Consider the following 14450-nt stretch of genomic DNA (forward strand, 5'->3'; position numbering starts at 1 on the left):
ACAACTCTCCGTTCTCTCTCGGCGCGTCGGGTCAGAGCGTGGCGCGCAGGCTCAGGCGGAAGGTGCGAGGCTCCATGGGATGCACCAGGCGCCCGTTGATGCCTTCGCCATTGTTGCAGCCGGCGCCTTCCGCGCGGGTGCAGGAAGCGCCCCAGTACTCGATGTCGTTACGGCGAACGTCGAAGAGGTTGAGCACGTCCAGCCCGAACGACCAACGCTCGTTGAAGCGATACCCCAGGCGCCAGTTGACCGTGAAGGCCGCGCGGGACTTCTGGCGGCCGGTTTCCTCCAGCGCATAGGCGCCGATATAGCGCAGCTTCACGCCGCTGGACCACGGGCCGGCCGGCTGCCAGGCGGCCGACAGCGAGGCTGACACCGGCACGGCATTGGGCACGTCACGACCGCTGCCGAACTCGTTCTCCACCGACTCCACGAAACGGGCGCGCGACCATGCGGCATCGGCGTCGATCAGCCAGTCGCCGAACTGCACGTCGTTGGACCATTCGAGACCCAGGCGGCGTGAGGCACCGCGCGGCTCGGTCACGCCCTCATCCCCCACGAACACGAGTTCGGAATCCAGGTTGGCCCGCCACAGCGCCAGGCTGGTGGTCCATTGCGGCAGCGGCTTGGTGCGCAGGCCCAGTTCGGTGCTCTTGGTGGCGGCCATCAGCGGCAGGCGGTCGGTGGCACTGCCGTCCTGCGGGTTGGTGGTGGTGGTGGCGCCGCGCGCGTCGTTGCTGCGGAAGGCACGAGCCCAATGCGCATATAGCTCGGTATCGGTGGCCACGCGGGCGATCAGGCCCAGCTTGGGGCTGAACTTGGACTGGTTGGCACGGCCACCGTTGTCCAGATTGAATTCACCCTCAGTGGGCGTGACGCGGGCCCGCATCGTGTCCCAGCGAAGACCGACCACGCTGCGCAGCCAGCCGGTCCAGTGGCTGGTCAGTTCCCCGTACAGACCGAGGCTGTCCTCGGTGACGCGGTCCTGGCGGACAGTGTTCACCCGCTCACGATCCACCGTCTGGTACAGGCCGACCTGATCGATCTTGTCATGCCGCCATTGCAGGCCCCATTGGAACTGCTGGTTCGCCGGCAGCCAGCGTGCCGCCACCTGATGGGCAACCGATCCGCCCCAGACACGGCGTTCATCGAACTGCTCGGCCTGGTCGCCGTCTGCACCCGAGATGTAGCCCGAGAAGTTGGAGAAGAGGTCGAGGCCGTAGTCGATGGCCCAGGCGTCTGCACGCCACTGGCCGCTGTCGCCCTGGTTGTAGAACCAGGTCGTGCTCAGGCTGCGGCGGTGGGTCCGGCCGCCATCGCCGTCCTGAAGCGCGCCGTAGCGGTCAATCTCGCCGCTGGTGATGGCCCGTTCGGGCACGTGATCCGTGGCCATCCAGCTGCTGCTGTAGGCCATGGCGTTGAACTGCAGGCCGTTGCGATCGTCGCCGCGCGAGAGGCGCAACACCACATTGCGACGATGCACATCTTCAGGCTGCACCCAGGGGCCGTCGTACTGGCTGCCTTCCACGGCCCCCAGCACGGTCCAGCCGCCGCCAATGGCGGTGCTGCCAGCGGCCATGGCGCGGCGGTAGGCATAGGGGCCGGCGGTGACCTGGACGAAGGGGCGTTCGATCTCGCTCACATAGCCGATGCGCGCAGCACCGGTGGTGGCGAAGTCCCCGTCCTGCGCGCTGAACGCGCCCTTGCGGTAGACCAGGCTGTCCACCAGCTCGGGCATGAGGAAGTTCAGGTCCATGTAGCCCTGGCCATGGGCATGCGTGACCATGTTGACCGGCATGCCCATCACGAAGGTGGCGAAGTCGCTGCCGTGGTCCAGATTGAAGCCGCGCAGGAAGTACTGGTTGGCCTTGCCGTCGCCACTGTGCTGGGTCACCGTCATGCCGGGCATCGCTTCCAGCAACTCAGCGGGGCGCAGCAATGGGCGCATGGCCAGCCGTTCCACACCCAGTTCGCCTTCGCTGGCGCTTTGGGCGTCGCCCAGGCGGGCACGACTGCTGACATTCACGGTGGCCAGCTGGCGAGGCTGGGCAGCGCTGCTGTGCGTGGGGCCCGACGTGGCTGCGGATGGCGAGGCGGATAGCGTGGCAGATAGCGTGGCAGATTGCGTGGCGTTGTCCGACGCTTGGGCGTTCGTATCCGCCCCGGTACTTGCCTGGACCTGGTTGGCGGGCGTGCCCACCTTGGCGTCTGGGGCGGCGGTTTTCTCTTGGGCCATGGCCGACGTTGACAGCGTGAGTACCGCGATTGCGGCCGCGGCTAGAGGGAACGGGCAGGAGCTTGTCTTCATTGGTTGTTGTCGTTTTTGCGGGAATGCGGGGTCAACGAGCCTGTCCGTGGGCAGGCGCTGCACTGGCGATGCGTCGCCTCGCAGGAGCCGCTGAGCACAGGCGCCTCACCTGTGGCCATCAGCCGGTGGATGCCGGCCCGCCGTTGCCGGGGTGGAAGAAGTCCGCCACCGCGCGCGGGTTGGAGGGGAAGTAGTGGTGCAGGTAGCTCGCGCGCAGCGAGCCCTGCACAAACAGCGGTTCGGCGGTGCGGCCGCCATTCGGGTTGCTGGCATGCGCCACGGGCGTGAGCGGCGTGTCCATCGTGGAATAGTGGAAGCTGTGGCCGCGCAGGGGCCCTTCGGGCCAGTCCACCGCCTGCAGGCCCAGCGCCGCCAGCTTCGACTGCAGCCTGGCGCTGCCGGGCATCAGGCCGGCCATGGCGTGGTGAGTCCCCTCGCCATCGACCAGCGAATCCAGCAGCACCAGCATGCCGCCGCATTCGGCCAGCAGCGGCTTGCCGGCGTCGAGATGGCTGCGCAGGCTGCGGAAGAGGCTGGGGTGCTGGCGAAGCACCGCCGCATGCAGTTCGGGATATCCGCCCGGCAGCCAGAGACCATCGCAGGCGGGAAGGTCGTCACCGGCCAGCGGCGAGAAGCACAGCACGTCCGCACCCAGGCGGCGCAGTTCGTCCAGGTTGGCGGGATAGATGAAGGAGAAACACGCGTCCTGGGCCACAGCGATGCGTCGGCCTGCCAGCGGGCGCTGATCGGGACTTCCGTCAGTAAGGTCACCACGGCCAGTGCGGCCAGTGCGGCCAGTACGGTCAGTGGGAGAAGCCGCCGCTGCCAGATCCACGGTATGGGAAACCGCCGCCAGTCCCTTGCCCAGCGCTTCACCGGCCTCCCAGGCGTCCGCCCAGGCATCCAGCCGCGCGTCAATGTCCGGCAGTTCCAGCGCCTGCACCAGGCCGAGGTGGCGCTCCGGCAGGCTCAGCGCCTGCTGGCGTTGCACGGCCGCGACCAGGGGCAGATCCACCGGCAGGCCTTCCGCCACCATCTTCGCGTGATGGGCGCTGCCCACCCGGTTGGCCACGACGCCCGCCACACGGATGTCGTCGCGGTAACGCGCCAGGCCGGTGGCCACGGCCGCAAAGGTCTGCGCCATGCCGGAGGCATCCACCACCACCAGCACCGGCAACCCGAAACGCGCGGCCAGGTCGGCGCTGCAGGGGGCCCCGTCAAAGAGGCCCATCACGCCTTCGACCAGGACCAGGTCCGCCTGTTGCGCAGCGCTGGCCAGCAGTGCACGGCAGTGGTCCTCGCCGCCCATGAACAAGTCGAGCTGATAGACCGGGTGGCCGCTGGCCCGGGCCAGCACCATGGGGTCCAGGTAATCCGGACCCGTCTTGAAGATGCGCACCCGCTGGCCACGACGCACGGCCGACCGGGCGATCGCCGCGGTGATGCTGGTCTTGCCCTGGCCGGAGGCCGGGGCGCTGATGAAAAGGGCTTGGCAGCCAGTCATGAAGCGGGTCCTCAGGCGTTGATGGCGATCCAGCGGCCCTGCACCTGCAGGATCAACAGGCGGTGCTGGAACACCTCCTGCAGTGCGGCGTGTGTGGCGGGGTCGTGCGGCGCGCCCTGGTGGACGATGCGCCCGTCGGCCATCACCACCAGGCGGTCCGCCTGCATGGCGATGTTGAGTTCGTGCAGCACGCTGACGACGGCGGCGCCATCGTTCACACGTTGCCGCACCAGATGGACCCAGTCGCTCTGGTGCGGCGGGTCCAGGTGGGCCAGTGGCTCGTCCATCAGCAGCACGCCGGAACGTACGGCCAGTGCCCGGGCCAGCAGCACGCGCTGGCGTTCGCCGCCGGAGAGCCGGCCCAAGGGGCGGTCGCGCCATTCCCAGCTCTGCGTCTGCTGCATGGCGACCTGCACGGCCTCATGGTCAGCCGCACGGGCCGGTGCGAGCCAGGGCTGGTGGGGCAGGCGCCCCAGCATCACCACATCGAAGGCCGTGAGGTCTTCCGCCGTGGTTTCGTTCTGCCCCAGCCATGCGATGTGGCGGGCCCGCTCACGGGCAGGCCAATCGGACCAGGCGCGTTTGTCCAGGCTCAGCGTGCCCTGGAAGGGGAGCAGGCCGGCCATGGCGCGCAACAGGGTGGACTTGCCCGCGCCATTGGGCCCGACGATGGCCATCCATTCGCGCGGCGCAGGCGAAAGGCTCAGCGCCTGCAGCACCTGCCGGCTGCCCAGTGACAGTGATTGCAGGTCGATGTGAAGGGCTGGCACCGCGGCCATCGGCGCGGTGCTGCGGTGATGGGCGGTGAAGCTCATCGCGTGGCTCCCAGGGCGCTGGAGCGGCGATGCATCAGCCACAGCAGATAACCCCCACCGAGCAGCGCGGTGATGATGCCTACCGGCAGCTCCTGCGGTGCAATGACCCAGCGTGCCCCGATATCGGCCGCCAGCAGCAGCGCCCCGCCAGTGAGCGCGGACAGCAGCAGCAACGCGCCGTGGGTGGTTGGCCCCCAGCTGCGCACCAGGTGCGGGCCAATCAGGCCGACGAAGGCGATGAGGCCACACTGCGCCACGGCGGCGCCTGTGGCCAACGACAAGGTGGCAATCAGCAGCAGGCGGATGAGCGTGAGGCGCTGGCCCAGCGAGCGGGCAGTGTCTTCGCCCAGCGTGAGTGCATCCAGCGCGCGGCTGCAGGCCAGGCCGACCAACAGGCACAGCACCAGGGCCATGGCCATGACCTGCACGGCGCTCCAGCCGACATAGCCGGTGCTGCCCAGCATGAAGGCCTGCATGGCGCGCAAGGCGTCCGGGTTGATCAGGGTGAGCAGCGCTGCGCCGGAGCCCAGCACCACCCCGACCACCACCCCGGCCAGCAGCAGGCGCAGGCCGTGTTCGGCCCCGCGTGCCAGTACCAGGGACAGCACAACGGCCAGCACCGCGCCGGAGAAGGCCGCCCCGGTCATGCCGATGCGCAGCGCCAGCGCCGTGGCCGCCGGTGACAGGCCGATGACAAACAGCAGGGCCGCCACGCCGAGCGAGGCGCCCGCCGAGCAGCCCAGCAGGTACGGGTCCGCCAACGGATTGCGGAACAGGCCCTGCGCGATGGCACCGGCCAGGGCGAGCAACGCGCCCGCCATCCAGGCACCGATGGAGCGTGGCGCGCGGATGTCCCAGAGGATCTGGTGCATGGTGTCGGCGGGCCAGGCGTGTTCGCCAAACCAGGGGCTCCAGCCGGTGCTGCCCACGGCCAGGCCCAGGCCGAGCAGGACCACGCCCAGCACCAACAGCGCTGCCAATTGCACCGATGTCCGTGTAGTCATGGACAGCATCAGCGCATGCCTCCAGGCGGCGCGTTGAAGGGGGTGGTGGGCCAGGCAACCGGGCCGGCGGCCGCATCACGCAGGCAACGTGCCATCAGGGCCGCCGCTTCGGACATGCGCGGGCCGGGCCGCACCAACACATCGGATTCGGCGGGCAGCCACACACAGACACGTTGCTGCTTGACGGCGCGGATGCCGGCCCAGCCGGGACGCTGTGGCAGGCCTGGCGCATTGCGCTGACCGACCATGATGACCTGAGGGTCCGCCCGCACGATGAATTCCGGGTTGAGCTTGGGGAACGGACCGAGTTCGGGGGGCAGGATGTTGTGTGCGCCCAGTCGCGTCAGGATTTCGCCGATGAAGGAACTGCTGCCAGCGCCATACGGGCCGGCATCCACCTCGTAATACACGCTCAGCCCGCGCGCGGCCGGGGGCAGCGACGCGGCGCTCTGCGAGAGGTGGCCATCAATGCGGTTCCACAGGCGGCGTGCGTCATCGGGCTTGCCCAGGATCAGGCCCACCTTGCCCAGCACACGCTGCACATCCGTCATGCTCTTGGGCTCCAGCGCCACCACCTTCAGGCCCAGCGATTCCAGGCGGTCGATGACGCGGGCGGAGACGCCCAGCAGAACAACATCCGGCTTGAGGGCCACCAGCATCTCGATGGCGGTGTCGTCCAGGCCGCCGAGCTTGGGCAGGCCTTGCGTGCGGGCCGGGTAGTTGGAAAAGCGGTCCACGCCGACCAGCTTGTCGCAATCGCCCAGCTCGCAGATGGTCTCGGTGAGGGAGGGCAGCAGGCTGACGATGCGGCGAGGCGTATCCGGCAACTGGATGGTGGCGCCCCGGTCGTCCTTGAGCGAAAGGGGCGCAGCGGTGGCCTGCAGGGCGACGGCGGCCAGCACTGCCGCCGGCAAGGCCCGCAGGCAACGGTGCAGGCGCTGCAGACAAGGGCGCAGGCGCTGGGCGATGCGCAGGCCGTCGGGCCTGGTGCCGCTGGCTGATGCGCCCATGCGGGTGGGCAGGCCGGCGCTGCTGATACTGCCGGCACTGCTGAAAGCGGTGGTGTCTGCCGATGTCATGGCGGTGCTCATTCGTTGTGTTTCATGGCTGGCGTGAGGCCGGTGTCCAGTTCCCGCTCCGTCAGCACGGGGCGGGTCCACGGCTGGCCGGCCACCATCAGCGTCAGCTCAGCGCATTGCCGGGCCACCAACTGGTTCAGCCGGCCCAGCTCGTCCACATAGGCTCTCACCCCGCTGCCCATGGGCATCACGCCCCAACCCACCTCGTTGGACACGAAGATCACCGGGGAGGTGAGCGAGGGCAGCAGTTGCTGCAAGGCTGCACATTCCGTGCGCCAGTCTTCCAGGCGGGGCGCACCGTCCATGGGCATGAGCCAATTGGTGAGCCAGAGCGTGAGGCAGTCCACCACCAGCAGGCGTCGTGGCGAGGCCTGCGTGCGCAGGGCTTCACACAGCCGCAGCGGGGCCTCCACGGTGTCGAAGCCTTCGGGCCGGTCCGCGCGGTGGCGCGCAATGCGCTCGCGCATCTCATCGTCATGCGCCTCGGCGGTGGCAATGACACTGACCTGATGGCCGGGCGTGGCCAGCCAACGCTGAGCCAGCCGTTCGGCATGCCGCGACTTGCCGCTGCGCTGGCCGCCGACGATGAGCTGATGTGCCGCCATGAAGACACTCCTTGAGGCCACCGCCGGGGCATCACGGACCCGCGGTGGAAAACTGCGTGGACGTTGAGGGGACCGCTGGAACAGTCCGGGCCTGGACCGCTCTCAGAACGACGGCGCGTACCGCAGCGTCAGCATCCAGGTGCGTGGCGCCTGCGCGTAGTAGGTGGCCGTCTGATAGGTGCGGTCCAGAGCATTGTCGATGTTCAACTGCACGCGCCAATCCTTGGCCAGGCGGTATTGCGCATCCAGGTTGACGAGCCCGTATCCGCCCAGCCGGGTCTTGTTGGCGGCGTCGTTCCACCGGGCGCCGGAACCCTGCAGCGTTGCGCCGAAGGTCCAGGCGGACCACTGGGTGTCGGCGCGCAGGCTGCCGTAGCGCCTGGCGCGGCGAATCAGCGTGTTGCCGGTGCTGTCGTCGGTAGGGGCGCTGAAGTCCAGCTGGCCGCTGAGATGCACCCAGCCGAGCTGCGCGCCGGCTTTCAGGCTGGTGCCCTTGAGCGTGGCGCGGGCGATGTTGCCGTAGCAGCCGGTGGTGGAGGGGCAGGTGCCGGCCGCGCCGAACGCAATCAGGTCGCGCACCTGATTGCGATAGGTGGTGACGCCCAACTCGTAAGTGCTGCGGGTCCAGTTGAGGCCCAGCTCTGTGCTGTGGGCGCGCTCCGGCCGCAGGGCTTCCACGCCCGGAAGGCTCAGGTCGGGGCCGTAGATGCTGCCGCGCTGGTACAGCGTGGGCGCGCGGAAGGCATTGCCCGCCGAAGCCGTGGCGCGCCAGCCGCCGCCAAGCTGGTAACCCGCCGCCACGGTGCCGGTATTGACGCCGCCGAACTGCGGGTCATCGTCATGCCGGCCATGCACCTGGAGGCTGGCCGCACCGGCAGTGAGCAGATAGCTGAGGCCGACGGCGTTCTGGCTGCGGTCGTCCTTGCCCTGGGTCACCAGGCTGCTGTTGATGAGCTGATCTTCGCGGTGTTCGAGCAGGGCATTGACCTGCTGGTGGTCATCCAGCTTGTAGAAGCCTTGCAGCGTGGCGCTACGCAGACGTGTGCGGGTCAGGTAGAGCGAGGTGGGCCGGGTCTGCATCTCCGAACGGGATTCGGTGATGTTGAGCGCCGTCGAGAACGCATCGGACCATTGACCGTTCCAGCCGAGGCGGCCGGCCTCGGTGGTGGTGATGTTGCGGTCGTCGGCGGTGGTGCTGGCGTCATAGCCGCTGTCGGTGCGGCTCTTGAAGGCCACGGCTTCGAGACGGTGGCCGTCGGTGATCTGCCCGCCCAGGCGGACGCTGCCGCTGTAGTTGCGCCAGCCATCCTTGTCCGGGTTGGAGCTGCCGGTGCCGGTGCGCAGGTAGCTGTTGAAACCGGTGCCGCGATCCACGGCCAGTGTGGCGGCGTAGTCGAACTGACGGCTGCCCCCGGTGATGCTGGCATCCGCACGGCCCGTGCCCAGGTTGCCGGCGCCGATGCCCAGTTCCACCTGGGTGCGGCCATTGCCGCGGCGGGTGAAGATCTGCACCACGCCGCCGATGGCGTCGGAGCCATACAGCGCGCTGGCTGGGCCCTTGAGCACCTCAACCCGGTCAATCTGCGAGAGGGGAATGTTCTGCCAGTCCGCCCCCCCGGTGGATTGCGAGTCGATGCGGACACCGTCCACCAGCACCACGGTGTGGCGGCTCTCCGCACCGCGTACATAGACACTGGTGGTGGCGCCAGCAGTGCCGTTGCGGGTGATCTCCAGGCCACCGACGTTGCGCAGCAGGTCGGCCAGGTTGCCGTAGCCCTGCTTTTCGATGTCGTCTCGGGTGATGAGGGTCAGGTCACCCAGGACATCGGCCAGGCGCATGGGCGCGCGAGCGCCAGTGACGGTGACCTGATCGAGCTTGCTGGCAGCGGCGGCTTCGGTGCCTTGGGCGAGGGCGGGCGAGGCCAAGGTCCACGCGGCCAGGAGCAGTGGGGTGAGGCCCGGTGGGGTGAGGGCCAGCAGCGAGCGGGCGCAAGGCCGGGCGCGCAGGAGAGAGCGGGACATGTGGGCAATCAGCGGACGATCCAGCCGCCAGCTTCCCCGCAGGCGACTGAGACACGGCCAGCCGCATGCGCGTCTGGCCACCTGTTGGCCGGTATCCGGGCTGGTGGCGCGATGCCTGCGTCCTTCCCAGTGCGAAGCACCAGTGGACATGAGTACAGGCAATGCCGTGTGCCGACCCTTTGACTGATCGGCGGGCCGGCGGCCACTTACCGTTGCGGGGACAGCTCAGGTTGGACGACGTTTCGTGGAAACGACGGCTCCCTGATTCCCGTTTAACTGCACAGGCGCAATGCCTGCACGAGCACCAACGGGGCGGATTCTAGCCGCCGGGCTTCCCGGACTCATGGACCGTAGCCGGAATGTTGTTCCATCGCAAAGAGGGGCGACGGTTCAAGGGACGCTCGCCGCCTTGGAGGGCTGGGCCGCCTTGGTGCTCTTCGGAGTCTTTGGTGGGCTCTTGGATGGGGACTTGGGTGGAGGTTGGGGCGGATTCTTGGGCGGCCGGGGCTTGGGCGCTGCTATCGGCCGTGAAGCGGGCCGGGACTTGGGCTTGGGTGCGATTGAGCCGCCAAGGGTGGCCGCACCCTGTCCGCGCTGGGCTTGCGCTTGTTCGCGTCGGCGTTGCAGCGCGTCCAGCTCACGGGCCTCTTGCGCCGCACGTTGCCTGGCCGCCTGCAACTGGTCGGGCGAGACCTTGTCTTCAGGTAGCTCTGCCGCCTGGCCGCCGGCTCCGGGTGGGCAGGGGGTGTCGCGCAAGTCCTGGCCCTTCGGACCGCAGCGGTAGTAGATGGCGGCGACCTTCAAGTCGATCGAGGCGCTGCCCTTGGTGGGTGGGGGCGCCGATGTCGCCCCACCGCCCTGACCGGCTCCAGGCGTTGCCGGTGCCGGTGCGGTGGCCTGTGCCTGTGCTTGAAGCTGAGCCTGAGCCTGAGCCGTGCTCGCTCCTGGTGCCTGCAGCGCAGCAGTCAACAGAAGCGCGGTGACCAGGAAGGGGAGGGTGGGCTTCATGGTCGTGCTTCGTGCGCGGTGGCTTGGGCGGTGAGACAACAGTCCGGCTACGTGCCGGTGCTGCTGTCCTTGTTGGCCTCGTCTGCGTTCTTCGCTGGCTGCGTAGACGACGAAGTCGACGTGGACGACTGCAGGGCGGACCTCAGCGCTGACTGCATGGCGGACAGCGTGGCCCCCGCCTTGGCACTCGACGCCTTGGCAGCGGGCAGGGCTGGCGACGGCATGGCAGGCGATGCCGCTACGTTTGATGCCGGTGAGGCGGCAGAAGTCGCAGTGGCCGCATTGGAGCGGCCGGCTGCCGGCGAGGCCGCATCAGGCTCGCCAGGCTTTGGGGGCTCCTGCCGTGGCGGCTTCGGCCGTGGCGGCTTGGCGTGAATCTTGGTCAGCGCCTTGGACAGGTCACCCTGCAGCATCTGCGGCACGGCGTCCATGGACTTGCCGATGCAGTCCTCGATGAGCTGTCGTTCCGCCAGCGGCGGCTTGCGCAGCACATAGTTGGCCACCTCTGCCTTGTGGCCCGGATGGCCGATGCCCAGGCGCAGCCGCCAGAAGTCCGCCGACCCCAGCTGGGCCTGCATGTCCTTCAGGCCGTTGTGGCCGCCATTGCCACCCCCCTGTTTGAACTTCATCTCGCCCGGGGCGATGTCCAGCTCATCATGGATGGCCAGGATCTCCTCCGGGGCGATCTTGAAGAAGCGCGCCAGCGCCGCGACCGACTTGCCCGAGAGGTTCATGTAGGTCATGGGCTGCAGCAGCCAGATCGGGCCCGACGTGCCGGGGGCGTTGTTCACCCGGGCGACCAGGCCGTGGTAGTTGCGATCCACCTGCAGCGTGGCGCCCAGGCCGCGTGCGAAGGCGTCAATCCACCAGAACCCGGCGTTGTGGCGGGTGTCTTCGTATTCGGTGCCGGGGTTGCCCAGGCCAACAAAGAGTCGAATCATGGAGCGGATTATCGAGTGCGGCGGCCATGAAAAAGGCCCCGCAGAGCGGGGCCTTCATGGCAGACCTTCGGGGGACCGAAGGCAGCGGGAAGAAGATTACTTCTTCTTTTTCTTGGCGTCCGGAGCCGGGGCAGCAGCCACCACGATCTCTTCCACCAGCGGGGGCACCGGGGTGGCGATCACGGGGTTCGGCTTGCCGTGGGTGACGACCTTGATGTGGTCAGCCAGCTTCAGGTCGTTCACGTGGATCGAGTGACCCATGGTCAGGCCGCTCAGGTCCACTTCGATGAACTCGGGCAGCTGTTGAGCCAGGCAGGTGATTTCGATCTCGGTCACCACGTGGTTCACGGAGCCCTTGTCAGTCTTCACGGCCGGCGATTCGGCTTCACCCACGAAGTGCAGCGGCACCTTCTTGGTGATCTTGGTGGTGGCGTCCACGCGCTGGAAGTCCACGTGCAGCACTTGCTGCTTGTACGGGTGCATCTGGTAGGCGCGCAGCAGCACCTTGGTGGTGGCACCGGCCAGTTCCATGTCCAGCAGGGAGCTGTGGAAAGCTTCCTTCTTCAGGGCGTGGTACAGCGCGTTGTGGTCCAGCTCGATGACAGAGGGTTCACCAGCACCGTAAACGATACCGGGCACCTTGCCAGCGTGGCGCAGGCGGCGGCTCGCTCCGGTCCCCTGCAGCTTGCGCTCAAAAGCGACGAATTTCATAGTTGACTCCAATGTGACGGAACACCCCCATGGTGTCCCGGTTGAAGGCCCCCGCGACCAGGCAGCCTTCGTGATCGATGGCCGCCTTGCGGGCAGCCATCAGAAACCTTGTACGGGTCAGAAGTTGTTGTTCTGTTCGGAGAACAGCGAGGTCACCGACTCACCGTCCGAGATACGGCGGATGGTTTCGGCGAACAGGAAAGCAACAGACAGCTGACGGATCTTGCCGCAGGCCTTGGCGGCCTCCGACAGGGGAATGGTGTTGCTGATCACCACTTCGTCCAGCTGCGAGTTCGAGATGCGCTCGATGGCCGGGCCGGACAGGATGGGGTGGGTGCAATAAGCGAAGACGCGCTTGGCGCCGCGGTCCTTCAGGACTTCCGCGGCCTTCACCAACGTGCCGGCGGTGTCGATCATGTCGTCCATGATCACGCAGTTGCGGCCGTCGATCTCACCGATGACGTGCATCACCTCGGAGACATTGGCGGCAGGGCGGCGCTTGTCGATGATGGCCAGGTCGCAACCGAGCTGCTTGGCCAGCGCACGGGCGCGGACCACACCGCCCACGTCCGGGCTGACGACCACCAGGTTTTCGTAATTGCGGGCCTTCAGGTCGGACAGCAACACCGGCGAGGCGTAGATGTTGTCCACCGGGATGTCGAAGAAGCCCTGGATCTGGTCCGCGTGGAGGTCCATCGTGAGCACGCGCTCGACGCCGACGGTTTCCAGCAGGTTGGCCACGACCTTGGCCGAGATGGGCACCCGGGTGCTGCGCGGGCGGCGGTCCTGACGGGCGTAACCGTAGTAGGGGATCACCGCGGTGATGCGGCGTGCGCTGGCACGCTTGAGCGCATCGACCATGATGAGCAGTTCCATCACGTTTTCGTTGGTCGGCGCGCAGGTCGGCTGGATCACGAACACGTCGCGGGCGCGAACGTTCTGTTGGATCTCGACAGTCACCTCACCGTCGGAAAAACGGCCAACCACAGCTTTACCGAGCTCGAGGCCCAGGTGGGTAGCGATTTCTTTGGAGAGGGACGGGTTAGCGTTACCCGTGAAGAGGACGGTATTGAGCAGCACAGCGGGCCATCCAAAAATTTATGGCCCGGTGGCCAACCCAGCGGGTCCCGGATTGAAACTAAGAAATTTGGCAGGGGAGGAAGGACTCGAACCCTCGCATGTCGGAATCAAAATCCGATGCCTTAACCAACTTGGCGACTCCCCTACACAGGACATTGTGCGTGGCACAACACCCTTTAACCTTTTCAGTCTTCAGCCCAACCGTATAACGGGTGAACCTCAAGACTGCGACACATTCTACCAGCCCATTTCGGAGGTAAATCAAACAGCAAACTATTATTTAGTAAGCCATCTGCTTTTGCTTCCGATGTCGCCTTGGAATTACTTCCCAGGCTGATATCTGCATCATTCAGTACTACATTCTTCACTGCCACATTCGCAGCAGCTTCCTGCTGCGAAGCCGGGAGTATAGCAAATACTGCGCTGCCTGAACCCGTCATTCGACTATTGCCGTAGCGAGTTTGCAACCAGTGCAATGCTTCCGAAACTTCCTGGCTGGCTGCTTCCGCTGGAGGTTGCAGATCATTTCTGCCCCATCCCGAAATCAGCTGCCTGGTGAGTTTCTCCAGCATCGCTTCACGCATATTGTGCGCGTTGCCTGGAATCCCATCTTCAGCGTGCCCGGTATTCACTCCACAAACTTGCAATTCCGTTAGGAATTTGCCCTGATCTGTCAGGAATTTATCCTGACCGATTTTGTTTGCTTCGTGCCCGCCGTTCACTGCAGGAAAGCCCGCTACTATAGCCACGCTTTCTGACCTTTGCAACAGTGGGCTCGAAAAAATTTCCTTGGTGCCGATACTCACTGCCGGCTTCACCACCGCGAGGTTCAGGGGCGGCACCGGCAGCGCGTGAAGAATTTCACCAATGCCCTCCACAAACGCGTTGCGCCCGCCCACGAAGAAGGGCACGTCCGCCCCCAGTTTGAGTGCGATGGGCAGCAGCCGGGAGCGGGGCCAGTGCAGGCCCCACAGCCGGTTGAGCGCCAGCAGCGTGCTGCCGGCGTCCGACGAGCCGCCGCCCATGCCGGCACCGGCGGGCAGGCGCTTCTCGATGTGGATATCCACGCCATGGCTGCAGCCGCTGGCGGTCTGCAGCGCCCGGGCCGCACGCAGGCACAGGTCGTCAGCAGGCAAGGCGTCGCCCTGGTCGTGGCGGTGCAGGGCGCCGTCGTTGCGACGCTCGAAGTGCAGCGTGTCCGCCCAGTCGATCAACACAAAAAGCGACTGCAGCAGGTGATAGCCGTCCGGCCGCTTGCCCACCACATGCAGGAAGAGGTTGAGCTTGGCGGGCGCCGGGACATCGTAGAGGGCTTGTAGGGGACGGGCTTGCATGAGGGAGCGTATGCCGAAGGGGCGGCATGGCTGCCCCGA

The 14450-nt window shown here is 66.9% G+C and carries 11 protein-coding genes, 1 tRNA gene, 2 pseudogenes and 1 riboswitch; all 14 genes and pseudogenes read right to left on the reverse strand.

What is annotated here, in order from left to right:
* Positions 1 to 31: 31 nt before the first annotated feature.
* Complete coding sequence (locus tag BMY53_RS21155; protein ID WP_092948474.1) at positions 32 to 2236, reverse strand: TonB-dependent receptor; 2205 nt, start codon at positions 2234 to 2236, stop codon at positions 32 to 34.
* A 190-nt stretch (positions 2237 to 2426) separates the two neighbouring features.
* Positions 2427 to 3812 carry a cobyrinic acid a,c-diamide synthase CobB gene (locus BMY53_RS21160; protein WP_092948475.1) on the reverse strand — a complete coding sequence of 462 codons (1386 nt, stop codon included), beginning with the start codon at positions 3810 to 3812 and terminating at the stop codon, positions 2427 to 2429.
* Positions 3813 to 3823: 11 nt separating this feature from the next.
* The gene (locus BMY53_RS21165; protein WP_255370311.1) at positions 3824 to 4627 is read right to left on the reverse strand and encodes an ABC transporter ATP-binding protein; all 804 of its coding nucleotides are present in this window, start codon (positions 4625 to 4627) and stop codon (positions 3824 to 3826) included.
* On the reverse strand, positions 4624 to 5640 hold the full coding sequence (locus BMY53_RS21170; protein WP_092948476.1) for a FecCD family ABC transporter permease: 1017 nt from the start codon (positions 5638 to 5640) through the stop codon (positions 4624 to 4626). Before BMY53_RS21170 ends, BMY53_RS21165 begins: the two co-directional genes overlap by 4 nt.
* Positions 5640 to 6710, reverse strand: coding sequence for an ABC transporter substrate-binding protein (locus BMY53_RS21175; RefSeq protein ID WP_255370312.1), 1071 nt, complete (start codon positions 6708 to 6710; stop codon positions 5640 to 5642). Before BMY53_RS21175 ends, BMY53_RS21170 begins: the two co-directional genes overlap by 1 nt.
* Positions 6711 to 6718: 8 nt before the next feature.
* Complete coding sequence (gene cobU, locus BMY53_RS21180) at positions 6719 to 7315, reverse strand: bifunctional adenosylcobinamide kinase/adenosylcobinamide-phosphate guanylyltransferase (RefSeq protein ID WP_092948477.1); 597 nt, start codon at positions 7313 to 7315, stop codon at positions 6719 to 6721.
* A gap of 102 nt (positions 7316 to 7417) precedes the next feature.
* On the reverse strand, positions 7418 to 9337 hold the full coding sequence (locus BMY53_RS21185; RefSeq protein ID WP_092948478.1) for a TonB-dependent receptor plug domain-containing protein: 1920 nt from the start codon (positions 9335 to 9337) through the stop codon (positions 7418 to 7420).
* A 68-nt stretch (positions 9338 to 9405) separates the two neighbouring features.
* Positions 9406 to 9661: riboswitch (cobalamin riboswitch) on the reverse strand.
* A 66-nt stretch (positions 9662 to 9727) separates the two neighbouring features.
* On the reverse strand, positions 9728 to 10345 hold the full coding sequence (locus BMY53_RS25580; RefSeq protein WP_143074172.1) for a hypothetical protein: 618 nt from the start codon (positions 10343 to 10345) through the stop codon (positions 9728 to 9730).
* A gap of 308 nt (positions 10346 to 10653) precedes the next feature.
* Positions 10654 to 11286 (reverse strand): annotated as a pseudogene (gene pth / locus BMY53_RS21190) (aminoacyl-tRNA hydrolase); the annotation flags it as partial.
* A 96-nt stretch (positions 11287 to 11382) separates the two neighbouring features.
* The gene (locus tag BMY53_RS21195) at positions 11383 to 11997 is read right to left on the reverse strand and encodes a 50S ribosomal protein L25/general stress protein Ctc (RefSeq protein WP_092948480.1); all 615 of its coding nucleotides are present in this window, start codon (positions 11995 to 11997) and stop codon (positions 11383 to 11385) included.
* A 117-nt stretch (positions 11998 to 12114) separates the two neighbouring features.
* Positions 12115 to 13077, reverse strand: coding sequence for a ribose-phosphate pyrophosphokinase (locus tag BMY53_RS21200; RefSeq protein ID WP_092948481.1), 963 nt, complete (start codon positions 13075 to 13077; stop codon positions 12115 to 12117).
* A 68-nt stretch (positions 13078 to 13145) separates the two neighbouring features.
* Positions 13146 to 13222 (reverse strand) — tRNA-Gln (locus BMY53_RS21205).
* A 40-nt stretch (positions 13223 to 13262) separates the two neighbouring features.
* Complete coding sequence (locus tag BMY53_RS26045; protein ID WP_177200991.1) at positions 13263 to 13661, reverse strand: 4-(cytidine 5'-diphospho)-2-C-methyl-D-erythritol kinase; 399 nt, start codon at positions 13659 to 13661, stop codon at positions 13263 to 13265.
* Positions 13662 to 13799: 138 nt separating this feature from the next.
* Positions 13800 to 14411, reverse strand: a pseudogene (ispE, locus tag BMY53_RS21210) (4-(cytidine 5'-diphospho)-2-C-methyl-D-erythritol kinase); the annotation flags it as partial.
* Positions 14412 to 14450 lie beyond the last annotated feature (39 nt).

Source organism: Roseateles sp. YR242 (assembly GCF_900109745.1).
In the GTDB taxonomy this organism is placed as follows: Bacteria; Pseudomonadota; Gammaproteobacteria; order Burkholderiales; family Burkholderiaceae_C; genus Roseateles.

Excerpts from the sequence above, each read along its gene's own strand:
- BMY53_RS26045 (WP_177200991.1), bottom strand. The coding sequence starts at position 13,661 with ATGCGTGAAGCGATGCTGGAGAAACTCACCAGGCAGCTGATTTCGGGA.
- BMY53_RS21165 (WP_255370311.1), bottom strand. The coding sequence starts at position 4,627 with ATGAGCTTCACCGCCCATCACCGCAGCACCGCGCCGATGGCCGCGGTG.
- BMY53_RS21175 (WP_255370312.1), bottom strand. The coding sequence starts at position 6,710 with ATGACATCGGCAGACACCACCGCTTTCAGCAGTGCCGGCAGTATCAGC.
- BMY53_RS21160 (WP_092948475.1), bottom strand. The coding sequence starts at position 3,812 with ATGACTGGCTGCCAAGCCCTTTTCATCAGCGCCCCGGCCTCCGGCCAG.
- BMY53_RS21195 (WP_092948480.1), bottom strand. The coding sequence starts at position 11,997 with ATGAAATTCGTCGCTTTTGAGCGCAAGCTGCAGGGGACCGGAGCGAGC.
- BMY53_RS25580 (WP_143074172.1), bottom strand. The coding sequence starts at position 10,345 with ATGAAGCCCACCCTCCCCTTCCTGGTCACCGCGCTTCTGTTGACTGCT.
- cobU (WP_092948477.1), bottom strand. The coding sequence starts at position 7,315 with ATGGCGGCACATCAGCTCATCGTCGGCGGCCAGCGCAGCGGCAAGTCG.
- BMY53_RS21185 (WP_092948478.1), bottom strand. The coding sequence starts at position 9,337 with ATGTCCCGCTCTCTCCTGCGCGCCCGGCCTTGCGCCCGCTCGCTGCTG.
- BMY53_RS21170 (WP_092948476.1), bottom strand. The coding sequence starts at position 5,640 with ATGCTGTCCATGACTACACGGACATCGGTGCAATTGGCAGCGCTGTTG.
- BMY53_RS21155 (WP_092948474.1), bottom strand. The coding sequence starts at position 2,236 with ATGGCCCAAGAGAAAACCGCCGCCCCAGACGCCAAGGTGGGCACGCCC.